Raw genomic sequence first — 22,789 nt, 5'->3', positions numbered from 1 at the left:
TTTTGAAGCCGCCGCGCGGCTTGGCGTACCACTGGTCACCGGACGCCCAGACGCCTGCCCAGGGAGCAACCGGCATCGGTGTAGCCGTGCCGACCGTAGAAGCGCACCGCGCCCGCGTTGCGGTGGTGGATCCCGGCGGACAGGTACGTGATCCCTCGGTCCGTCGCCCACCGTTCGGCCGCCTCCAGCAGCGCTGCTCCCACCCCGAGCCCTCTGGCGTCAGGAAGCACGACAGTGTGCACCTGCGCCGACGGTTCAGGACGCAGGATCTGATGCTCCGGCGGCTCGAACTGCCGCAGCACCTCGATCATCCCGACCACCCGGCCGTCCCGAACCTCGGCGACGAGAACAGCATCGCGTCCCGACTCGTCGGCCAGCACGGCCGTGAAGTGGCGCACCACCGCCTCACGCCGCGGAACGCGGTAGGCGTCGGGATCGAGAGCGAGGTGGGCCTCGGCGTTGGCCAGCCGCAACTCCACCAACGAAGGAACATCCGCCACGCCCGCCGGCCGAACCGTCAGCCCAACCTCCCGCATGATCGCGATCTTAGGGGCGACGCAGCAGCCTTTTGGCACCCGTCATGGTCGGCAGGTCGGGGCTCAGTCCATGTCGGGACGCTTCTCCGCGATCCATTTCTCGACGTCTTCGGCGAGCCAGACGTTGCCCATCTGGAGCACGGCAACGGGCTCGGGAAAGTCGCGGCGGCTGGTGATCTGGTAGGCGCGCTGACGCGACACGCCTCCGAGGAGAACGCGGATCTCCGCCGAGCCGACCAGCCGCAGCTTCTTGGCCGTGGGTCGGACGCTAGGTGCCCTGGGTGGAGCATGCCAAGAGCCTGGCGCCTGACGGTCGAGGCGCGACGGAGGCAGCCCTGGTTCCGCTGTCCCTGAACCACGACGACGGCCGCCGCCCCGAGCGGGGTCGGCGGCCGTCGTGGCTCGGGTCAGCGCAGGCCGGCGGCAGCGAGCAGGTTGCCCTCGGGCAGGGCGGGCAGGGTCCGGCCGGCGGCCATCCGCTGCTCGGCCCGGGCGGCCGTGAACGTGGGATCGCCCGCGATGGCGGACGCGTACGCGGCGGCGGTGCGGGACGCGATGGCGGACCAGCCGTACTGCTCGTGGACCATGGTGCGGGCGCGCCGGGCGAGCAGCCGTGCCCGGTCCCGGTCGGAGAGCAGCGTGTGCACCGCCTCGGAAAGCCCGTCGGGGTCCTGCGGGGCGAAGGTCAGGCCGGTGACGCCCGGCTCGACGATCTCGGCCAGCCCGCCGGTGCGGGACACGGCGAGCGGCGCGCCGGCGGCGGCACCCTCCAGCGCCACCATGCCGAACGGCTCGTAGATGCTCGGCACGGCGAAGCAGTCCGAGGCGGCCATCACGGCCGGCAGGTCGGTGCCGCCCAGGAAGCCCGGCATGCTGACGGTGGCGCCCAGCCCGAGCCGGTGCACCTCGGCCTCCAGGGTCGCCCGGTATGGCCCGTCGCCGACGATCACCGCGCGCAGCCCGGGGTGCCGGTCGCGGAGCCGGGGTAGCCCGGCGAGCAGGTGCTGCACGCCCTTTTCGTAGACCAGGCGGCCCGCGAAGGTGACCAGCGGACCGTCACCGGCGAACCGGGCCCGGGCGGCGGCGACCGCCGAGCCGGGCACCCGCCAGCGGTGCGGCTCCACCCCGTTGGGGACCACGTCGACCCGGGTCGGGTCCACCCCGAACAGCGCGCCCACCTCGTCGCGCATGTAGCCGGAGCAGACGATCACCCGGCCGGACTCGGTGGCGAGCCAGTGCTCGACGCCGTGGATGGTGCGGTTCATCTCCTCGGGCAGCCAGCCCTGGTGCCGGCCGGCCTCGGTGGCGTGGATGGTGCTGACCAGCGGCACGTCGAGGTGCTCGCGCAGGGTCATGGCGGTGTGCGCGACCAGCCAGTCGTGGGCGTGGATGACGTCGTACGCGCCGGACTCCGCGGCGCGTAGGGCGGCCCGGGTCAGGGTGTGGTTGAACGCCATGGTCCAGGCCAGCAGGGAGCCGGTGGCGAGCGGGAAGGTGACCGGGTCCTCGGCGGCGCGGACGATCCGCACGCCGTCGGCGTACTCCTCCAGGGGAGCGCCCTCGGCGTGCCGGGTGACCACGGTGACCTCGTGGCCGGCGGCGGCCAGGGCGACGGAGAGCGCGTGCACGTGGCGGCCGAGGCCACCGACGAGCACCGGCGGGTACTCCCACGACAGCATGAGGATGCGCCGGGTCCGGGGCGGCACGCCGGTCTGCGGTGGGATGGTCGGGCGGGAGGTGAGGGTGGGCCGGTGGGTCCGGTCCGTCGCGGTGGCGGGCTGCGCGCCGACCCGCAGGGTGGTCACATCGATCTCCGTCCAAGCGTGCTGGTACGCGCCGGCGTCAGTGGCGGCGTGGGGTGCGTGGTGGGGACGGCCGAACGGCCGGGCGGACCGCGCGCGGGCACGCGCGTCCGCGATCCAGGAAAAGCCATCCGGCGCGAACCCGCATCTCGAAAAGGGCGATCGTGACGGACGACACCCGAAGGTCCGGCCCACCTCAGGTGGGTGGATTTCGGTTACGGTCCGAAGGGGTGGATTGCCGGAGCGTGCGGCGGGGCATTAGCGGCGTGCGCACCGGCGGCCCGCCCGTCCGGTGCGCTCATGATCATGGCCGAAGGAGCGACATGCAGGTCTGGCCGGGCGAGAGCTACCCCCTCGGCGCCACCTACGACGGGATGGGCACCAACTTCGCAATCTTCTCCGAGGTCGCGGAGAGGATCGAGCTCTGCCTGTTCGACGAGTGGGACGTCGGCACCGAGCGCCGGGTCGAGTTGCGCGAGGTCGACGCGTACGTCTGGCACGCGTACCTGCCGGGCATCGAGCCGGGCCAGCGCTACGGCTACCGGGTGCACGGGCCGTGGGACCCGGCCAACGGGCTCCGGTGCAACCCGCACAAGCTGCTCCTGGACCCCTACGCGAAGGCCGTCGACGGGGAGGTCAACTGGGACCCGGCCGTCTACGACTACGAGGTGGGCGGCGACCCGGACCGGCGCAACGACACCGACTCGGCGCCGTTCATGCCGAAGTCGGTCGTGGTGAACCCGTACTTCGACTGGGGCAACGACAAGCCGCCCCGCACGCCCTACCACCACTCGGTGATCTACGAGGCGCACGTGCGCGGGCTGACCATGCGCCACCCGGACATCCCGGAGGAGCTGCGCGGCACGTACTCGGCCATCGCGTCACCCGTCATGATCGAGTACTTCCAGCAACTCGGGGTGACCGCCGTCGAGCTGATGCCGGTGCACGAGTTCGTGCACGACCACCGCCTGGCCGACCTTGGGCTGCGCAACTACTGGGGCTACAACACCATCGGGTTCTTCGCCCCGCACCACGGCTACTCGGCCCTGGGCCGGCTCGGCCAGCAGGTGCAGGAGTTCCGCGGCATGGTCAAGGCGCTGCACGCGGCCGGCATCGAGGTCATCCTCGACGTGGTCTACAACCACACCGCCGAGGGCAACCACCTCGGGCCGTCGCTGAGCTTCAAGGGCATCGACACCCCGAGCTACTACCGGCTCTCGGAGGAGGACCGGCGGTACTTCGTCGACTACACCGGCACCGGCAACAGCCTCAACGTGCGCAGCCCGCACTCGCTCCAGCTGATCATGGATTCGCTGCGTTACTGGGTCACCGAGATGCACGTCGACGGCTTCCGCTTCGACCTCGCGGCCACCCTGGCCCGGGAGTTCTACGAGGTGGACCGCCTCTCCACCTTCTTCGAGGTGGTGCAGCAGGACCCGGTGGTCGGCCGGGTCAAGCTGATCGCCGAGCCGTGGGACGTCGGCCCCGGCGGCTACCAGGTCGGCAACTTCCCGCCGCAGTGGACCGAGTGGAACGGCAAGTACCGGGACACCGTGCGGGACTTCTGGCGCGGCGAGCCGGCCACCCTGGCCGAGTTCGCCTCCCGGATCTCCGGCTCCGCCGACCTCTACCAGGACGACGGGCGCCGCCCCTTCCACAGCATCAACTTCGTCACCTGCCACGACGGGTTCACGCTGAACGACCTGGTCTCCTACAACGACAAGCACAACGAGGCCAACCGCGAGGAGAACCGGGACGGGGAGAGCCACAACCGCTCCTGGAACTGCGGCGTCGAGGGGGAGACCGACGACCCGGGCGTGCTGGCCCTGCGCGCCCGGCAGCGGCGCAACTTCCTGGCCACCCTGATCCTCTCGCAGGGCGTGCCGATGCTCGGGCACGGCGACGAACTGGGCCGCACCCAGCGCGGCAACAACAACGCCTACTGCCAGGACAGCGAGCTGGCCTGGGTCGACTGGGACCGGGCCGACGAGGACCTGGTGGCCTTCGTGCGGCGGCTCACCGAGTTCCGCAAGCGGCACCGGGTGTTCCAGCGGCGCCGCTTCTTCACCGGACTGCCGGTCGGCGGCCGGGCCGCCGGCACCGCCTTGCCCGACCTGGCCTGGTACACCCCTGACGGCCGGGAGATGACCGGCGAGGACTGGGGCAACGACTTCGGCCGCTCGGTGGCGCTGTTCGTCAACGGCGACGGCATCCCGGAACGCGGCCAGTACGGCCAGCGCCACCGGGACGACTCCTTCCTGCTGCTGTTCAACGCGCACGACGCCCCGCTGGACTTCACCCTGCCGCCGGCCGAGTTCGGACAGCGGTGGGAGCTGGTCATCAGCACCGCGGACCCGGATCCGGAGAAGACCGTCGCGGTCGAGGCGGGCGGCGACATCTGCGTCCCCGACCGCTCGCTGCTGGTCCTGGAGAGGACGGCCTGACCCATGCCCGACACCCCTCACCCCCGCAGCACCTACCGGATCCAGGTCCGCCCCGGCTTCGACCTCGACGCCACCGCCGGCCTCGCCGGCTACCTGGCCGACCTCGGCGTCACCCACCTCTACAGCGCGCCCCTGCTCACCGCCACCCCCGGCTCGCAGCACGGCTACGACGTGGTCGACCACCGGGCGGTCAACCCGGAACTCGGGGGCGAGGGCGGCCGGCAGCGCCTCGTCCGGGCGCTGCGCGCGGCGGGGCTCGGCCTGGTCGTGGACATCGTGCCCAACCACGCCGGGGTGGCCCGGCCGGCGGCCAACCCGGCCTGGTGGGACGTGCTGCGCCGGGGCCGGGCCTCGGCGTACGCGGACTGGTTCGACATCGACTGGGACCGGGGCCGGCTGCTGCTGCCCGTCCTCGCCGACACCCCCGACGCCCTCGACGACCTCAAGGTGGTCGACGGCGAGCTGCGCTACCACGAGCACCGCTTCCCGATCGCCGACGGCACCGGGGACGGCACCCCGCGCGAGGTGCACGACCGGCAGCACTACGAGCTGGTCAACTGGCGCCGCGGCGACACCGAGCTGACGTACCGCCGGTTCTTCGCCGTCTCCGACCTGGCCGGCCTCCGGGTGGAGGACCCGGAGGTCTTCCGCGCCACCCACGCGGAGATCCTGCGCTGGGCCGCCGCCGGCGACCTCGACGGCATCCGCGTCGACCACCCGGACGGGCTGCGCGACCCCGCCGGCTACCTGGCGCGGCTGCGCGCCGCCGCGCCCGGCGCGTGGCTGGTGGTCGAGAAGATCCTGGAGTACGGGGAGGAGCTGCCGGACTGGCCGGTCGACGGCACCACCGGCTACGACGCCCTGGCCGCGGCCGGTGGGCTCTTCGTCGACCCGGACGCCGAGGCGGACTTCACGGCGCTGGACGGCCGGCTGACCGGCCGGCACACCTCGTGGGAGGACCTCACCCACGACACCAAGCTGGCGGCGGCCACCCGGCTGCTCGCCGCCGAGCTGAGCCGGCTCGCCGCGCTCGTCCCCGAACTGCCCGCCGAGCAGGTCCGGCCGGCCCTCGCCGAGCTGGCCGCCTGCTTCCCGGTCTACCGCGGCTACCCGCCGGAGGGCGCCCGGCACCTGGCCGCCGCCCGCGCCGAGGCCGGCCGGCGCCGCCCCGACCTGACCACCGTGCTGGACGCGGTCACCGCCCGGCTCCGCGACCCCGACCACGAGCTGGCCGCCCGCTTCCCGCAGCTCTCCGGCGCGGTCATGGCCAAGGGCGTGGAGGACACCGCCTACTACCGGTGGAGCCGGTTCGTGGCCCTCAACGAGGTGGGCGGCAGCCCGGCCCACTTCGGGGTGGCGCCGGCCGAGTTCCACCGCTTCGCCGCCGCCCGTCAGGTGCGCTGGCCGGCGAGCATGACCACGCTCTCCACCCACGACACGAAGCGCGGCGAGGACATCCGGGCCCGGCTCGCCGTCCTGTCCGAGCTGCCCGGGCGCTGGGCCGAACGGGTCGCCGACTGGATGTCCCGGGCGCCGCTGGCCGACCCCGCGTTCGCCCACCTGCTCTGGCAGACCGCCGTCGGGGCCTGGCCGATCGAGCGGGAGCGCCTGCACGCGTACGCGGAGAAGGCCGCCCGGGAGGCGTCGGCGTCGACGAGCTGGGCCGACCCGGACCCGGCGTTCGAGCACGAGCTGCACGCCCTTGTCGACCGGATGTACGACGACCCGGAGCTGCACGCCCAGCTCACCGCGTTCGCCGACGAGATCACCCCGGCCGGCTGGTCCAACTCGCTCGGGCAGAAGCTGGTCCAGCTCGCCATGCCCGGTGTTCCGGACACCTACCAGGGCACCGAGCTGTGGGAGAACTCCCTGGTCGACCCGGACAACCGCCGCCCGGTCGACTTCGCCGTACGCCGGGACCTGCTGGCCCGGCTCGACGCCGGCTGGCGGCCCGCGGTGGCCGCCGACGGCGCGGCGAAGCTGCTCGTGGTCTCCCGCACCCTGCGGCTGCGCCGGGACCGCCCGGAGCTGTTCACCGGCTACCGGCCGGTGCCCGCGCAGGGCCCGGCCGGCGCGCACGCGGTGGCCTTCGACCGGGGCGGCGCCGTCGCGGTGGCCACCCGGCTGCCGCTGCGGCTGGCCCGCGCCGGCGGCTGGGGCGACACGACGCTGGCGATTTCCGGCAACAGTGTTACGGACGTGTTCACCGGTCGGGTCTACAGTGGGTCTGAGCTGCTGATGCACGATCTGCTGAGCACCTATCCCGTCGCCCTCCTCGCTCCCACCGACTCCGTGGAGGCAGCCGCATGACCGAGTTCACGGTGTGGGCGCCCGAAGCCGCCCGGGTCCGGCTGCGCCTGCCCGGCGTCGCCGACCACGACATGCGTCCCGGGCCGGAGGGCTGGTGGCGGGTCGAGGTGCCCGGCGCCGGACCCGGCACCGACTACGCGTTCCTCCTCGACGACGACGAGCGGGCCCTGCCCGACCCCCGGTCGGCCTGGCAGCCGCAGGGCGTGCACGGGCCGAGCCGGCGCTACGACCACGCCGCGTTCGGCTGGACCGACCAGGGCTGGACCGGGCGGCAGCTGCCCGGCAGCGTCCTCTACGAGCTGCACATCGGCACCTTCACCCCGGAGGGCACCTTCGACGCGGCGATCGGCCGCCTCGACCACCTGGTCGACCTCGGCGTCGACCTCATCGAGCTGCTCCCGGTCAACGCCTTCAACGGCGAGCACAACTGGGGCTACGACGGCGTCTGCTGGTACGCGCCGCACGAGCCGTACGGCGGGCCGGACGGGCTCAAGCGCTTCGTCGACGCGGCGCACGCGAAGGGGCTGGGGGTGATCCTCGACGTCGTCTACAACCATTTCGGGCCCTCCGGGGCCTACGCGCCGCGGTTCGCGCCGTACCTCAGCGAGCAGAGCAACCCCTGGGGCCGCACCGTCAACCTGGACGGGCCGCACTCCGACGGGGTGCGCCGCTACATCGTCGACAGCGTGCTCATGTGGCTGCGCGACTACCACGTCGACGGGCTGCGGCTGGACGCCGTGCACGCCATGCCCGACTCCCGGGCCACCCACCTCCTGGAGGAGGTCGCGGTCGAGGTGGAGACGCTCTCCACCCACCTGGGCCGGCCGCTGTCGCTGATCGCCGAGAGCGACCTCAACGACCCGAAGCTGATCACCCCGCGGGAGGCCGGCGGCTACGGGCTGCACGCCCAGTGGAACGACGACGCCCACCACGCGCTGCACACCCTGCTCACCGGGGAACGGCAGGGCTACTACGGCGACTTCGGCTCGCTCGAATGCCTCACCGACGTGCTGACCGGTGCGTTCTTCCACGCCGGCACCTGGTCCAGCTTCCGCAACCGCAGCCACGGCCGGCCCGTCGACCGGCAGCGCACGCCGGGGCACCGGTTCGTGGCGTACCTCCAGAACCACGACCAGATCGGCAACCGGGCCACCGGGGACCGGATCTCCGCCACGCTCTCCGCCGGGCTGCTGCGCGTCGGCGCCACCCTGCTCATGACCGCGCCGTTCACCCCCATGCTGTTCATGGGGGAGGAGTGGGCCGCCAGCACCCCCTGGCAGTTCTTCACCAGCCACCCGGAGCCGGAGCTGGCCACCGCCGTGGCGACCGGGCGCCGGCGGGAGTTCGCGGCCCACGGCTGGCCGCCGGGGGACGTGCCCGACCCGCAGGACCCGCAGACCTTCGTGCGGTCCCGGCTCGACTGGGCCGAGCTGGACAAGCCCGAGCACCGGGAGATGTACGACTTCTACCGGCGGCTCATCGCGCTGCGCAAGCGCCGCCCCGACCTGTCCGACCCGCGGCTCAGCCACGTCGAGGTACGCCACGGCGACCAGTTCCTGCTGATGCGCCGCGGCGGCTGCCTCGTGGTGGCGAACCTGGCCGGCAAGGCGCAGCGGATCAACCTGCCCGGTGTGGTGCGCCGGGTGCTGCTCGCCACCTCCGAAGGGGTCACCGTCATGCGGGACGGGATCGAACTGCCGGCGGAGTCGGCCGCGATCGTCGCGCTCTGAGAAGCGGGGGACAATGCGTCGGAGAAATCCCGGCGCGCGTGTCGGATCGGGGCGGCGGCGTTCGTAGCAGGGGTGACAGGCGGCCCCGAGGGGCGGCCACCCGGCGACAGGAGATGACCCCCATGGCGCAGTACCTGATGTCCGTGCTCACCGACACGGCCGACCTCGCCACCGAGGCGGAGATGGCCGCGATCGACGTCTTCAACGAGCGGCTCCGGGCCGACGGCCACTGGGTCTTCGCCGGCGGTCTCGCGTCGGCCGCCTCGTCCACGGTGGTCGACGGCCGCGGCGGGGAGCCGGTGTTCACCGACGGGCCCTACGTGGAGTCGAAGGAGCAGGTCATCGGCTTCTGGATCATCGAGGCGCCCCACCTCGACGTGGCGCTCCGGCTCGCCGCCTCCGGGTCGAAGGCCTGCAACCGGAGGGTCGAACTCCGGCCGTTCCTGGGCTGATGACCGACGTCAACGAGGTGATCACCCGCGTCCACCGCGAGGAGTGGGCCCGGGTGGTCGCGGCCCTGGCCCGGCGCTTCGGCGACCTCGACATCGCCGAGGACATGGCCGCCGAGGCGTTCGCGACCGCCGTCGAGCGCTGGCCCGTCGAGGGCGTCCCGCCGAGTCCCGGCGCGTGGCTCACCACCACCGCCCACCGCAAGGCCGTCGACCGGCTCCGGCGGGAGGTCAGGCGCGAGGAGAAACACCGGGAGGCGCTGATGCTGTCCGACACCCCCGAGCCGCTCGGCGCCATCGACGACGACCGGCTCCGCCTCGTCTTCACCTGCTGCCACCCGGCTCTCGCCATGGAGGTGCGCATCGCGCTGACCCTCCGGCTGGTCGGCGGGCTCACCGTGCCCGAGATCGCCCGCGCGTTCCTGGTCCAGGAGAGCGCCATGAGCCGGCGGATCACCCGCGCGAAGGCGAAGATCAAGGCGGCCCGGATCCCCTTCGGCGTGCCGTTCCGGGACGACCTCCCGGCCCGGCTCACCGGGGTGCTGGCCGTCCTCTACCTGATCTTCAACGAGGGCTACCTGGCCTCGGGCCCCGGCACGGAGGCGGTCCGCGGCGACCTGACCGCCGAGGCCATCCGGCTGACCCGGCTGGTCCGGGCCCTCATGCCGGCGGACGGCGAGGTCGCCGGCCTCCTGGCGCTGATGCTCCTGACCGAGGCCCGCCGGGCGGCGCGGGTGTCGGCGAGCGGCGAGCTGGTGACCCTGGAGGAGCAGGACCGGGGCGCCTGGGACCGCGAGCTGATCGCCGAGGGCCACGCCCTGGTCCGCGCGCGGCTCGCGTCCGGCCAGGCGCCGGGGCGGTACCAGATCCTCGCCGCGATCAACGCCGTCCACACCGACGCCCCCGACGCCCGGGACACCGACTGGTCGCAGGTCGTCGCGCTCTACGACCAGCTGCTGCGCCTCGACCCCTCGCCGATCGTGCGGCTCAACCGGGCGGTAGCGGTCGCCGAGCTCGACGGCCCGGAGGTCGCCCTGGCGCAGGTGGACGGCCTGCCGCTGGAGGGTTACCACGCCTTCCACGCCGCCCGCGCCGCCCTGCTGCGCCGGCTCGGCCGGAGCGCGGAGTCGCGCGCGGCGTACGACCGGGCCATCGGGCTGGCCGGCAACACCGCCGAGACGGCGTACCTCATCCGTCGCCGCGACCAGCTCGCCGGGGCGGCGGAGCGGCTCACGGGCGGCTAGCGTGCCGGGCATGGACGAAGCCGAGCCGCGGGCGACGCTCGCCGGCATCGCGCACGAGGCGGGCGGCGGCACGGTTCGGCTGCGCCCGGTCACCGAGCCGGACCTGGCGATGCTCCGCCGGTTCGCCACCGAGCCGGGCCTGATCGGGCTCGACTGGGCCGGTTACCGGGATCCCGGCGCGCCCGACCGCCGCCACGCCGAGGACGGCCACCTGGGCGAGCAGGACGGCCGGCTGATCGTCCAGGTCGAGCCCGAGCAGGCCGCCGCCGGGCTCGTCAGCTACCGGTCGGGAATCTACGGCGGCCGGGCACCGTACTGGGAGATCGGCATCGCCCTGCTGCCCGAGTGGCGTGGTCGGGGCGTCGGGTGGCGGGCCCAGGCGCTGCTCTGCGACTACCTGTTCGCGCACACGCCGGCGCAGCGGATCCAGGCCGGCACCCACGCGGAGAACGTCGCCGAGCAGCGGTCGCTGGAGAAGGCCGGCTTCCAGTTCGAAGGGGTCGTCCGCGCCTGCGAGTTCCGCGCCGGCGCGTGGCGCGACGGGCACCTCTACAGCCGGCTGCGCGACGACCCGTCCCCGCTCTGATCCGTGACGGTCAGGGAATCGGCCACTCGTGGACCGGACGGTTGCTGTGCATCAGGTCGACGTAGTGGCGGACCACCTCGCGCAGCGCCTCCGGCCGGTCCAGGTGGTCGGCGGACTCCAGCCGGTGCAGCGTCTCCACCTGCCAGGTCGCGCCGTTGCGGCCGGTCAGGCAGCGCTGCTCGACGATGCCGAGCAGCCGGTCCCGCTCGGCCGGGTCCAGGCCCCACCGGTCCAGCCCGTGGTGGGCCAGCGGCAGCAACCGGCGCAACACCAGTTCGGTCACCGGCAGGTAGCCGAGCCCGGGCCAGAACACCTGGGCGTCGATCCCGTGCCGGGCGCAGTTGGTGAAGTTCTCCTCGGCCGCGCTGAACGACATCTGCGACCAGAGCGGCCGGTCGGACTCGGCGAGGGCGCGGACCAGGCCGAAGTAGAAGGCGCCGTTGACGACGGTGTCCAGCACGGTCGGCCCGGCGGGCAGCACCCGGTTCTCCACCCGCAGGTGCGGGCGCCCCTTCAGCACGTCGTAGACCGGGCGGTTCCACCGGTAGACGGTGCCGTTGTGCAGCCGCAACTCGGCGAGCTTCGGTACGCCGCCGGCCGCGAGGGTCTCCGCCGGGTCCTCCGGGTCGCAGACCGGCAGCAGCGCCGGGAAGTAGCGCACGTTCTCCTCGAACAGGTCGAACACGCTGGTGATCCAGCGTTCCCCGAACCAGACCCGGGGGCGTACCCCCTGGGCCTTGATCTCCTCGGCGCGGGTGTCGGTGGCCTGCTGGAACAGCGGCACCCGCGTCTCCCGCCACAGCTCCCGGCCGAACAGCAGCGGCGAGTTGGCGCCCAGCGCGACCTGGACGCCGGCGATCGCCTGGGCGGCGTTCCAGTAGTCGGCGAACTGGGCCGGGCTGACCTGCAGGTGGAACTGGGTGCTCGTGCAGGCGGCCTCGGGGGTGATGGTGTCCGCCGTGGTGGCCAGCCGCTCCACCCCGCTGATCGAGATCCGCAGGTCCTCGCCGCGCGCGGCGAAGATCTGCTCGTTGAGCAGGGCGTAGCGCGGGTTGGCCGACAGGGTCTCGGCGGTCAGGTGCTCCGGGCGCAGGGTCGGCAGGATGCCGATCATCACCATGTGCGCGCCGACCGTCCGGGCCTTCTCCTCGGCGGCGTTCAGGCTGGCCCGGACGTGCTCCTCGAACTGCGCCGTGCCGGTGCCGGTGAGCCGGCGCGGCGCGACGTTGATCTCCACGTTGAACTGGCCCAGCTCGGTCTGGAAGCTCGGATCGGCGATCGCCTCCAGCACGTCCGCGTTGCGCATGGCCGGCTGGGACTCGTCGTCGACCAGGTTCAGCTCGATCTCCAGCCCGGTCATCGGCCGCTCCACGTCGAAGCGGGACTCGCGCAGCATCTCGGCGAACACGTCCAGGCAGCGCCGCACCTTGTCGCGGTAGCGGGCCCGGTCCTCCCGGCTGAAGGTGCGCGCGCCGACGTCCTCGCCCATGGTCACCACCCTGTCACCGTTGGTCCCCCTAACCTCGCACGCCCCGGTGTCGCGGGGAAAGACCCGGGGGGATCATTACTACCCAGCCGTCCCGCCGGTGATCCCTGTCGCGTCGCCGCTTTCCCGCCGGCCCGGGTGGCTAGCATGGCCCGATGCGCGAGACGACCATCCGGCTGTTCGTGGCGGCGGCCATCGCCGAAGCCTGCTCCTGGGCCGCCCTGCTGGCCGGCATGGCCGTCAAGTACGGGCCGCCGCGCAACGAGATCGGCGTGCACGTCTTCGGTCCGGTCCACGGCGCGCTGTTCGTGGCGTACGGGCTGCTCGTGCTCGTGGTGGCCCGGCAGCGGCGCTGGTCGTTGTGGCACACCGCGATCGCGCTCGCGTGCGCCGTGCCGCCGTTCGCCACGGTGCTCTTCGAACGCTGGGCCCGCCGCCGGGGCCTCCTCGCGGCCCCGGCCGCCGCCGACCGTCCCCTCACGCCGGTCGGCTGACCGCCGCGGATCACCCGGCCAGGAAGTCCCCGAGCAGGGCGGCCAGTTCCGCCGGGGCCTCCTCGGCCATGTGGTGGCCGGAGGGTACCGAGGCCGCCCGCACGTCGTCGGCCCAGTCCCGCCAGATCGCCGCCGGATCGCCGTACAGGTCGACCATGTCGTCCCGCTCGGACCAGGCGAACAGCACCGGACAGCCGATCCGCCGGCCGGCGGCCCGGTCCGCGTCGTCCGCCGCCCGGTCCGGTCCGAGACCGGCCCGGTAGTCCTCGCACATGGCGTGCACCGTGGCCGGGTCGTGGATCGCCCGGCGGTAGTCGGCGTACGCCTCCGCGCCCATCGCCTCCGGCGAGCCGCCGTACCAGGCGTCCGGATCGGCGTTGATCACCCGCTCGGCCGGCTTGGCGAGCTGGCCGAGGAAGAACCAGTGCCACCAGCGCGCCGCGAACCGGGCGTCGCAGCGGGCCAGGGCCTCGCCGATCGGCACCCCGTCCAGCACGCCGAGCCGGGTCACCCGGTCCGGATGGTCCAGCGCGGTGCGCATGGCCACGTAGCAGCCCCGGTCGTGGCCGACGACCGCCGCCCGGGGATGCCCGAGCGCGTCGAGCAGCGCCACCACGTCGCCGGCCATGGCCCGCTTCGAGTAGACCGTGTGCGCCGGGTCGCTCGGCGGCTTCGACGAACCGCCGTACCCGCGCAGGTCCGGGCAGATCACCGTGTGCCGGGCGGCGAGCAGCGGCGCGACCCGGTGCCAGGTGGCGTGGGTACGCGGATGCCCGTGCAGCAGCACCACCGGCGGCCCGGAGCCGCCGTGCCGGACCCGCAGCCGGACCGGGCCGAGATCGATCTCCGACAGGGTGAATCCGGGGAACATGAGCGAGCCGGTGCCCCGGGCGGCGGGGGCGGAAACCTCAGCCGAGCGCCGAGCAGGCGGCGACGCCCGCGACCAGCAGCACGCCGAGCGCCGCCTGGAGCAGCAGCGCCGGCCCCAGGTGCGACCAGACCGTCGCGGTACGCGGGGTCAGCAGTTGGCCGGTCGTCAGGTTGACGATCCGCTCGATGCGGGGCGGCAGGTCGGCGTCGCGCTGCGGCCGCAGGGTGAGCTGCACGTGGTCGCCGGGGTGCAGGGCGCTCTGCGGCAGGTGGCCGTGCAACTCCACCTCCACGAGCCGGTCGGCGGCGTCGCGGACCCGCACCGGGGTGACCAGGAACTCGGGACCCTGCTTCAGCTCCTTGAAGCTGCGCCGGGCGCCCCCGCCGCCGCTGCTGAGCAGCGCGCGCACCACCCGGAGCAGCAGCCCCACCACACCCGCGGCGGTCAGCACCGCGACCAGCACCGGCTGCCCCACCCGCACCTCGCGGGCATAACCCTCCAGGAGGCGGACCAGCCGCCCGGTGACGATCCGTTCCGTCGGGTGGACGGCGCGGCGAATGTGCAGCTCCGTGTCCATGTTCACCACCGAGAGTCCCGTCGCGTTCACCGATCGTATCGATTCTCCGGGTTGAACGACGTGAATGAACGCCGGTCACGCGGCCACGCCCGCAAGGTGACATCCGGACTCGCGCGGGTATGCGTGCGGCCGAGCTGGAAAGGGGTCGAGCATGCAGCTGTCCTTCCTGCGCCCGCTCTACGACCGTCCCGGGCCCTGGTGCTCGGTGTACATGGACGCCTCCCGGGACACCCACGACTCGCGTCCGCAGGTCGACCTGCGCTGGCGCGCGCTCAAGGGCGACCTCATCGGGCAGGGTGCCGACCAGGCGACCGTCGAGGCGGTCGAGGAGGTGGTCCGCCGGCACACCCCGATGCCCGGCGACTACGGCATCGCGGTGTTCGCCAACCGGGGACGGGTGGTGCTCACCGAGTACCTCTCCGCGCCACCGTTGCGCGACCTGGCGAGCTGGTCCGCGCTGCCGCACACGATGCCGCTCGTCGCGCAGCGCGGCGAGCAGATCGCCTGGGTGCGGGTGCTGGCCGACCGGACCGGCGCGGACGCCGTCGCGGTCAGCGCCGGCGGGGTGCCGCGCCGGGCCACGGTGAAGGGGCGGGAGAGCTGGCAGCTGCGCCGGGTGCAGCCGGGCGGCTGGTCGCAGTCCCGCTACCAGCGGGCCGCCATGGAGGCGTGGCACCACAACGCCGGTGACGCCGCCGCGGCCACCGCCGAACTGGCCGACCGGGTCGGCGCGGACGTGGTGGTGGTCGCCGGGGACATCCGGGCCACCGGGATGATCGCCGCCCAGCTGCCGGAGCGCTGGCAGGACGTCCTGGTCCGCACGGACGCCGGCTCCCGCGAGTACGTCGGCTCCGACGACATGCTGATGGACGACATCACCGTGCAGACCATCGCCGAGGTCGCCGACCAGCGGATCGCCACCGCGCTGGACCGCTTCGGCGTGCAGGAGGACGTCGGCGCCGGCCTGGACGCGGTCGTCTCCGCCCTGCAACGCAACCAGGTCGACACCATGCTGATCGTCGACGACCCGTCCGCCGACGGCGAGCTGTGGATCGGGCCGGAGCCCACGGAGATCGCCACCGACCCGCGGCAGCTGGCGGACATGTCCGTGTCCGACCCGCAGAAGGTGCGCGCCGACGCCGCGCTGCTGAGGGCGCTCATCGGCACCGACGCGGAGCTCACCGTGCTCGCGCCCGAGGAGGCGCCGGAGCTCACCGACGGGGTCGGCGCCGTCCTGCGCTACGTCGACGCCAGCACACCCGGGCGGGGCAATGGCTGACCGCACCGTGGCGGACCTGGTCGTCGAACGGTTGCGGGCCTGGCGGGTGCCACGGGCCTTCGGTTACCCGGGTGCGGCGATCGCGCCCCTGGTCGAGGCGCTCGACGCGGCGGGCGGGGATCCGGAGTTCATCCCCGCCCGACACGAGGAGACCGCCTCGTTCATGGCCACCGGGCACGCCAAGTTCACCGGCGGGATCGGGGTGTGCCTGGCCACCCAGGGGCCCAGCGCGGTGCACCTGCTCAACGGTCTCTACGACGCCAAGCTGGACAGCAAACCGGTGGTGGCCGTCGTGGGCGAGGACATCACCGGCCCGCTCGGTGGGGCGCACGAGGAGATCGGGCTGAGCCGCCTCTTCGGCGACGTCTGCAATCAGTTCGTCCGCTACGGCCGCACGCCCGAGCAGGTGCCGGGCCTGCTGGACCAGGCGTTCCGCACCGCGGCGGCGACCCGCAGCCCGACGTGCGTGGTGCTGCCGTACGGGCTTCAGGTGGCCGCCGTTCCCGACCTGATGCCGCAGGTCGCCGGCGTGATGTCGGCGACCCCGGGCGAGCCGCTGGCCCGGGTGCTGCCGCACGACGTCGACCTGGACGCGGCCGCGGCGCTGATGGGCGCCGGCCAACGGGTGGCCATCCTGGTCGGCCAGGGCGCACACGGCGCGGCCGAGGAGATCGTGGCCCTCGCCGACCGGCTCGGCGCGGGCGTGGCCACCTCGCTGCTGGGCAAGCCGGTGCTGGACGAGCGACTGCCGTTCCACACCGGCGTGCTCGGCGAGGTCGGCACCACGGCCGCCGCGCAGCTCATGGGCGGCTGCGACACCCTGCTCATGGTCGGCACCAACGACCCGTGGACGGACTGGTTCCCCATGCCCGGTCAGGTCCGCACGGTCCAGATCGACATCGACGGCCGGCGCATCGGCACCCGGTACCCCGTGGACGTGCCCCTGGTGGGCGACGCCGCGGAGACGCTGCGCGCGCTGCTGGCCCGGGTGCCGGACCGGCCCAACGCCCGGTGGCGGGGCGTGGTGGAGAGTTCGGTCGACAGGTGGCGCGAGGCCGCCGCCGAGCGGGCGGCCGCCCCCGCCGAGCCGATCAACCCACAGCTGGTGCTGCAGGAACTCTCCACGCGGGTGCCGCGCCGCGGCTCGCTCGCGGTGGACGTCGGCTCGGTCATCTACTGGTACGCCCGGCACCTGGAACTGCCGCCGGGCGTCCGGGCCCAGCTCTGCGGCACGCTCGGCTCGATGGGCTGCGGCCTGCCGTACGCGGTGGCCGCGAAGCTGGCCCGCCCGGACGAGCCGGTGATCGCGCTGCTCGGCGACGGGGCCATGCAGCTCAACGGGCTGGCCGAGCTGATCACCGTGGCGCACCACTGGCAGGAGTGGCGGGATCCCCGGCTCGTGGTGCTGGTGCTGAACAACCGCGACCAGTCCGGGATGGGCGGCGGCCGCCCGCCCGGCGCGTTCGCCGACCGGCGGCCCGACGTGCCGTACGCCGGCTGGGCCCGGCTGCTGGGCCTGCACGGGGTGCGCGTGGACCGCCCCGACCTGGTCGGTCCCGCCTGGGACGAGGTGCTCGCCGCGGACCGGCCCAGCGTGCTGGAGGCCGTGGTCGACCCGGCGGTCCCGCTGGATCCGCCCGAGCCGGCCCTGGCCGACCTGCGCGGCCTGTTCGCCGACGGCGACGCGGCCCGCCGGGTACGCGAACGGGTCCTGGACACCGGAACCGCCGTGGAGGCGGAGGACCTGCTCTAGCCCACCCGCACGCCAGTCGATCATGACGTTAGCGCCTCTGGAAAGCGACTTCCAGGGCGCTAACTTCATGATCGACGCCTCTGGTTGCCGGTGGGCGGGGGGCGGCGGAACGGTGGCCGTGCGTGCGGCGCGCGGTGCCGCCGTCCGCCCGGTGATTGGCCCGACCCGTGGGGGGATGCCCCGTTTAGACCCCAGAGGGACGGGAAGCCGGGCCGCGTGGTGAGCGAACGAGGCAAGGTGGGGTCGGTGCGGAAGGTGCCCGTGGGGCAGTCCGCCGACGGTGCGATGGGCGGCGACCGGGTGGTGGCGCCCGGCAGCGCCGCCCGCCTCCTGGTCGCCGTGACGGCCCGGGCGCTGCGCGGCGACGACTGCGGCGACCTCGGCCACCCGGGCCCGCTGTCCCGCTTCACCGGCGCCCCGGAGCCGGTCCGCCGCGCCGCCGCGGCGCGCGCCGCCGCCCGGGCCGCCCTCACCCCCGCCGAGGTCGCCGAGGTGGACCTCGAACGGGTCGCCGGCTGGTTCGTCGGCCAGTACCCGGCCCGCCGCTGGCCCGGAGCGGTGTTCGGCTCGCCGCACGGCGCGGCGGCCCACCTGGCGGTGGCGCTCGGGGTGCCCTGGCTGCCCGCCGGGTTCGAGGTGGCCGCCCACTGGACCCGGGGCGCGGTGGACCGCCCGGACGCCGCGCTCGACCACGGGGCGGCGCTCGCCGGACGGCTCCTCGCCGGCAACGCCCGCGTGCACGTCCGGCAGGTGCACTGCCCGGCCAGCCGGGGCGCGTCGGCGGGCGCCCTGGTGAGCCTCGCGCTGCGCTGGCGCGCGCTGCCCGCGGCGTACGCCCGGTTCCTGGCCGAGGGGCTGGAGCCCGGGGCGCCGGTGCTGCTGCTGCACGACGCGCGCACCTGGCCGGTACGGGACGACGGGACCGGGCACAGCTTCCAGGTCGGCTCCCCGGCCAGCGGGCTGGACCCGGTCGACTTCCACCCGGACGCCCACGCGCTGCGCCAGGTGCTCCGCTCGACCGGCGGTGACGGGGCGCGGTGGGCGCCGCCGGACGTCACCTCGCCGGCGGCTTTCGCCGAGAACGGCGTGGAGTCCGGTTTCGAACACGACGCCCGGGAGTGGGGCGGCCGGCACGGACACCCGCTGCACCGGATCGTCGTCCCGCAGCCGGACGCGCTGAGCGCGGCGACCGCCGACCTGTACCGGCGCTGGCTGCGCGGGGCCGGCAAGACCGGTGACCGCCTGGTGGTCGAGTGCGGACGGCTGCTCGACCCCTGGCAGGTGGTCCGGGCCGGGCTGGTGCCCTACTGGTGCGAGAACGCGACCCGCCGGCGGGTGCAGGGGGTCGAGTGGTGGCTCGCCGGCAGCGAGCCGTTCAGCTCGGTGGACGTGCTGCCCGAGCCGCCCGGCGTCCGCTCGCCGGCCGTCGCGGGCCTCCCGCAGTGGCTCGCGGTGGCCGGGTTCGGCCGCCGCCGGCGGGCCCTCGACCGGGGCTCGGCGCGCGGCTACCCGGTGGCCGCCGTCGCCACCCGACGTGCCACGGAGGTGTTGCGCAACCAGCCCTACGACCTGCCCGTACCGCCGCCCCTGGGGATGGCCGAGGCCCTCGCCGCGCTGCGCGACGCGGGCGCCCACCAGGGGTTGCTGGTCTCCTGACGCGGTCGGCCGGCGGGTCGCCGGCCAACCTGGCGAAACATCCTCGCGATCCTGCGGTCCGTGATTGAGTACCTACGGAGCGGGAACACCGCTCGCCGCGGAACGGCCCACGACGCCGTGCGGCGGGCGGCCGCCGCTTCCGGCGTTCCGTCACGTAACCCAACTTCCGGCCCGGTGCGTGGCCCGACCACGCGCACGACCGGTTCCGATCCGGGCGGGGGACCTTCCTGAGGGAGGCGCGGATGTTCGGACAGACCACCACAACCACACCACCACCCACCGAACGGGGCCTGGAGGACCTCGACGCGGCGGCGCTGGCGTACGCGGCACGGATCGCCGGCCTGCCACCGGAGCGGCGGCAGGAGGCGCGGGACGACCTGGTCCGCTTCGCGCTGCCCTTCGCCGGCCGGCTGGCCCGCCGTTACCGGGGCCGCGGGGAACCGCTGGAGGATCTGGAGCAGGTGGCCCGCCTCGGCCTGGTCAACGCCGTCGACCGGTACGACCCCGAGCGGGGCTCGTTCACCGCGTACGCGGCCATCACCATCGTCGGCGAGATCAAACGGCACTTCCGGGACCGCACCTGGGGTGTGCACGTGCCGCGCCGGCTGCGCGACCTGATCCTGGAGGTCGGGCAGGCGACCGCGGCGCTGACCAGCGAGCTGTCCCGGGCGCCCACGGTGGCCGAGCTGGCGGAGCGGCTGGAGACGCCGGAGGAGGAGATCCTCGCCGCGCTGGAGTCGGCCGCCGGCTACAGCCCGGCCTCGCTCAACGCGCCGGTCGGCGGGGAGAGCTCCGCCGAGTTCGGCGACCTGGTGGGCGAGTCGGACAACGCCCTGGAGTCGGTCGACGACCGGGTCACGGTCAGCGGCCTGCTGCACCGGCTGCCCTGGCGCGAGCGGCGGATCCTCGCCATGCGCTTCTACGGCAACCAGACCCAGGCGGAGATCGCGGCCCGGTTCGGCATCTCGCAGATGCACGTGTCCCGGCTGCTGTCCCGGGCGCTGACCTGGCTGCGCCAGGCCATGCTCGCCGACGCCCCGCCGCCCTGGCAGAACGGCGCGGCCGAGTCCGAGCCGGCCAAGGCGCGGATCTCGGTGCGGCAGAACGGCGACCGGGTGGTCGTCGAGGTCGGGGGAGAGGTCGACCGGGACGGTGCCGACCAGCTCCGCAAGGCCATGCTGGAGGCGGTCACGGGGCAGCCCCGCGAGGTGGTGGTCGACCTCGTGGGCGCGGGCGGCTTCGACGCCGGCGGGATCGCCGCGCTGATGGCCGGCCGGGACGCCGCCGCGCGTACCGGGGTGCCGCTGCGGCTGACCCGGGTGCAGCCCGCGGTGCGCCGCTCGCTCGCCGCGGCCGGCCTGCCCGCCGCCGACTGACCGGTCCGGACCGCGCCGGCTCCCGTCCACAGGGGCCGGCGCGGCGCCGTATCCGAGGGAGGACGTGGCGGGCGGTGCGCGCGTACCCGAGCGGAGGGGCCGGCGCCCGACGGCGCCGGCCCCTCCGCGGTGCCGTCCGGTCAGTTCTCCGTGCTGTCCCCGTGCCCGCGGGGGTGTTCCCAGCGGGGGTTCGTCGGCCTGCTGCGTTGCGGACCGAACTGGGTGTCCTCCGGCTCGTCGGTCTCCTCGAAGCTGGGCCGGCGCACCTCCTCCGGCTCCGGCACCTCGACCGGCCGGGCACCCGACTGCGGGGCGGGCTGGTACTCGACGGCCCCACGGGCGCCGTGCGCGCCCTCGGCGGCCGGCGACTCGGGGACGTGCCGCTCGCGGCGCAACTCCTCGGCGAAGTGCTGCGGGGGCTTGGTGGTGCGCTGCGGCAGGTCCCGGCCGAGGTCGGCGACGAGCGGGCCGTACTTCAGGTCGAAGGCCGGGCGCTCGGAGCGGATCCGCGGCATCCGGTCGAAGTTGCGCAGCGGCGGCGGGCAGGTGGTGGCCCACTCCAGCGAGTTACCGAAGCCCCACGGGTCGTCGACAGTGACCTTGGCGCCGTACCGCCAGGACTTCCAGATGTTGTAGATCACGAAGAGTGTCGACGCGCCGAGCAGGAAGGAGCCGAGGGTGGAGATCACGTTGAGGTTGGTGAAGCCGTCGCCGGGCAGGTAGTCGGCGTACCGGCGGGGCATGCCCTCGGCGCCCAGCCAGTGCTGGACCAGGAAGGTGGCGTGGAACCCGATGAACATGGTCCAGAAGTGCATCTTGCCGAGCCGCTCGTCGAGCAGCCGTCCCGTCATCTTCGGGAACCAGAAGTAGAGCCCGCCGAACGCGGCGAAGACGATGGTGCCGAAGAGTACGTAGTGGAAGTGCGCCACCACGAAATAGGTGTCGGTGACGTGGAAGTCGGCCGGCGGGCTGGCCAGCAGGACGCCGGTCAGGCCGCCGAGCAGGAACGTGACGAGGAAGCCGACGGCGAAGAGCATCGGCGTCTCGAAGGTGATCTGGCCCTTCCACATGGTGCCGATCCAGTTGAAGAACTTCACGCCCGTCGGCACCGCGATGAGGTAGCTGAGGATGCTGAAGAACGGCAGCAGCACCTGACCGGTGGCGAACATGTGGTGCGCCCAGACGGTCATCGACAGGATGGTGATCGCGATGGTGGCGAGCACCAGACCCGTGTAACCGAAGATCGGCTTGCGGGAGAAGACCGGGATGATCTCGGTGATGATGCCGAAGAACGGCAGCGCGATGATGTAGACCTCGGGATGGCCGAAGAACCAGAAGAGGTGCTGCCAGAGCATCGGCCCGGCGGTGGTCGGGTCGTAGACGTGCGAGTGCAGGATCCGGTCCGAGGCGAGCGCGAACAGCGCGGCGGCCAGCAGCGGAAACACGAAGATCACCAGGACGCTGGTGAGCAGCAGGTTCCACGTGAAGATCGGCATCCGGAACATGGTCATGCCGGGTGCCCGCAGGGTCAGGATCGTGGTGATCAGGTTGACCGCCCCGAGGATCGTGCCGAGGCCGGAGAGCGCCAGGCCGACCACCCACATGTTCCCGCCGACGCCAGGGCTGTGCTGCGCGGTGCTGAGCGGGGTGTACGCGGTCCAGCCGAAGTCCGCCGCGCCCTGCGGGGTGAAGAACCCGGCCCCGGCGATCAGGCCCCCGAAGAGGTAGAGCCAGTAGGCGAAGGCGTTGAGCCGGGGGAACGCCACATCCGGCGCGCCGATCTGCAACGGCACGATGTAGTTGCCGAAGCCGAACACCATCGGCGTCGCGAAGAGCAGCAGCATGATCGTGCCGTGCATGGTGAACAGCTGGTTGTACTGCTCGGGGGAGAGGAACTGCATCCCGGGCTGGCCCAGCTCCGCCCGGATGAGCATGGCCATGACCCCGCCGACGATGAACCACGCGAAGGACGTGACCAGGTAGAGCAGGCCGATCAACTTCGCGTCGGTGGTGCGCAGCAGCCGCCACAGTGTGTTGCCCTTGACCGCCTCCCGCACCGGGCCGGGATAGCCGCCGAACTGGGCCGGCGCGAGGACGGCAGGTCCCCGGTCTCGTGGCTCCGTGACTACCCGCTCAGGCATGGCTTCTCACCCCGTGTGACGACAGACAGGACGGGCACGCGTACCCGACCCTCTG

Annotated in this window: 18 protein-coding genes; 11 read left to right on the top strand and 7 right to left on the bottom strand. The window is 73.7% G+C overall.

Annotated elements, in window-relative coordinates:
* Positions 1-35: 35 nt before the first annotated feature.
* The 3 genes from GA0070603_RS07265 to GA0070603_RS07255 all read right to left on the bottom strand — a co-directional run bounded on the left by GA0070603_RS07265 (position 36) and on the right by GA0070603_RS07255 (position 2,341).
* Positions 36-536 (bottom strand): GNAT family N-acetyltransferase, encoded by a 501-nt coding sequence (locus tag GA0070603_RS07265; protein WP_139131838.1) that lies wholly within the window; start codon positions 534-536, stop codon positions 36-38.
* Between the two features lie 63 nt (positions 537-599).
* Positions 600-782 carry a helix-turn-helix transcriptional regulator gene (locus GA0070603_RS07260; protein WP_091309017.1) on the bottom strand — a complete coding sequence of 61 codons (183 nt, stop codon included), beginning with the start codon at positions 780-782 and terminating at the stop codon, positions 600-602.
* A 161-nt stretch (positions 783-943) separates the two neighbouring features.
* Positions 944-2,341, bottom strand: a complete 1,398-nt coding sequence (locus GA0070603_RS07255) for a glycosyltransferase family 4 protein (RefSeq protein ID WP_091309016.1) — start codon at positions 2,339-2,341, stop codon at positions 944-946.
* 320 nt (positions 2,342-2,661) lie between these two features.
* Between GA0070603_RS07255 and glgX the strand changes: the two genes are divergently transcribed.
* The 6 genes from glgX to GA0070603_RS07225 all read left to right on the top strand — a co-directional run bounded on the left by glgX (position 2,662) and on the right by GA0070603_RS07225 (position 11,101).
* Positions 2,662-4,782 carry a glycogen debranching protein GlgX gene (gene glgX, locus GA0070603_RS07250; RefSeq protein WP_091309014.1) on the top strand — a complete coding sequence of 707 codons (2,121 nt, stop codon included), beginning with the start codon at positions 2,662-2,664 and terminating at the stop codon, positions 4,780-4,782.
* A 3-nt stretch (positions 4,783-4,785) separates the two neighbouring features.
* Complete coding sequence (gene treY / locus GA0070603_RS07245) at positions 4,786-7,092, top strand: malto-oligosyltrehalose synthase (protein ID WP_091309012.1); 2,307 nt, start codon at positions 4,786-4,788, stop codon at positions 7,090-7,092.
* Positions 7,089-8,822, top strand: coding sequence for a malto-oligosyltrehalose trehalohydrolase (gene treZ, locus GA0070603_RS07240; RefSeq protein WP_091309010.1), 1,734 nt, complete (start codon positions 7,089-7,091; stop codon positions 8,820-8,822). Before treY ends, treZ begins: the two co-directional genes overlap by 4 nt.
* A 122-nt stretch (positions 8,823-8,944) precedes the next feature.
* On the top strand, positions 8,945-9,274 hold the full coding sequence (locus tag GA0070603_RS07235) for a YciI family protein (protein ID WP_091309008.1): 330 nt from the start codon (positions 8,945-8,947) through the stop codon (positions 9,272-9,274).
* Positions 9,274-10,515, top strand: a complete 1,242-nt coding sequence (locus GA0070603_RS07230; protein ID WP_091309006.1) for an RNA polymerase sigma factor — start codon at positions 9,274-9,276, stop codon at positions 10,513-10,515. Before GA0070603_RS07235 ends, GA0070603_RS07230 begins: the two co-directional genes overlap by 1 nt.
* Before the next feature lie 10 nt (positions 10,516-10,525).
* The gene (locus GA0070603_RS07225; protein ID WP_091321660.1) at positions 10,526-11,101 is read left to right on the top strand and encodes a GNAT family N-acetyltransferase; all 576 of its coding nucleotides are present in this window, start codon (positions 10,526-10,528) and stop codon (positions 11,099-11,101) included.
* A 10-nt stretch (positions 11,102-11,111) separates the two neighbouring features.
* On the opposite strand, the gene GA0070603_RS07220 is transcribed toward GA0070603_RS07225, so the two are convergent.
* Complete coding sequence (locus GA0070603_RS07220) at positions 11,112-12,590, bottom strand: glutamate-cysteine ligase family protein (protein ID WP_091321658.1); 1,479 nt, start codon at positions 12,588-12,590, stop codon at positions 11,112-11,114.
* A 152-nt stretch (positions 12,591-12,742) separates the two neighbouring features.
* Here GA0070603_RS07220 and GA0070603_RS07215 point away from each other — a divergent pair, with 152 nt between their 5' ends.
* A complete protein-coding gene (locus GA0070603_RS07215; protein WP_091309004.1) occupies positions 12,743-13,081 on the top strand; it encodes a DUF3817 domain-containing protein in 339 nt (112 codons plus the stop codon).
* Positions 13,082-13,091: 10 nt separating this feature from the next.
* On the opposite strand, the gene GA0070603_RS07210 is transcribed toward GA0070603_RS07215, so the two are convergent.
* Complete coding sequence (locus GA0070603_RS07210) at positions 13,092-13,952, bottom strand: alpha/beta fold hydrolase (protein ID WP_091309002.1); 861 nt, start codon at positions 13,950-13,952, stop codon at positions 13,092-13,094.
* 37 nt (positions 13,953-13,989) lie between these two features.
* Positions 13,990-14,538: a hypothetical protein gene (locus GA0070603_RS07205; protein WP_208863007.1), complete on the bottom strand. Its 549-nt coding sequence runs from the start codon at positions 14,536-14,538 to the stop codon at positions 13,990-13,992.
* Positions 14,539-14,680: 142 nt separating this feature from the next.
* Here GA0070603_RS07205 and GA0070603_RS07200 point away from each other — a divergent pair, with 142 nt between their 5' ends.
* The 4 genes from GA0070603_RS07200 (at position 14,681) to GA0070603_RS07185 (ending at position 20,593) form a co-directional block, all read left to right on the top strand.
* Positions 14,681-15,808, top strand: a complete 1,128-nt coding sequence (locus GA0070603_RS07200; protein WP_091309000.1) for a baeRF2 domain-containing protein — start codon at positions 14,681-14,683, stop codon at positions 15,806-15,808.
* The gene (locus tag GA0070603_RS07195) at positions 15,801-17,561 is read left to right on the top strand and encodes a thiamine pyrophosphate-binding protein (RefSeq protein ID WP_091308997.1); all 1,761 of its coding nucleotides are present in this window, start codon (positions 15,801-15,803) and stop codon (positions 17,559-17,561) included. The genes GA0070603_RS07200 and GA0070603_RS07195 overlap by 8 nt, the downstream gene beginning before the upstream one ends.
* 285 nt (positions 17,562-17,846) lie before the next feature.
* Positions 17,847-19,217 carry a hypothetical protein gene (locus tag GA0070603_RS07190; protein WP_091321653.1) on the top strand — a complete coding sequence of 457 codons (1,371 nt, stop codon included), beginning with the start codon at positions 17,847-17,849 and terminating at the stop codon, positions 19,215-19,217.
* Positions 19,218-19,459: 242 nt separating this feature from the next.
* Positions 19,460-20,593 (top strand): SigB/SigF/SigG family RNA polymerase sigma factor, encoded by a 1,134-nt coding sequence (locus GA0070603_RS07185; RefSeq protein WP_091308995.1) that lies wholly within the window; start codon positions 19,460-19,462, stop codon positions 20,591-20,593.
* A 140-nt stretch (positions 20,594-20,733) separates the two neighbouring features.
* On the opposite strand, the gene ctaD is transcribed toward GA0070603_RS07185, so the two are convergent.
* Positions 20,734-22,734 (bottom strand): aa3-type cytochrome oxidase subunit I, encoded by a 2,001-nt coding sequence (ctaD, locus tag GA0070603_RS07180; RefSeq protein WP_091308993.1) that lies wholly within the window; start codon positions 22,732-22,734, stop codon positions 20,734-20,736.
* Positions 22,735-22,789: the final 55 nt, after the last annotated feature.

The organism is Micromonospora chersina, from assembly GCF_900091475.1.
GTDB lineage: Bacteria > Actinomycetota > Actinomycetes > Mycobacteriales > Micromonosporaceae > Micromonospora > Micromonospora chersina.
This window is presented reverse-complemented; position numbering and strand designations above follow the sequence as displayed.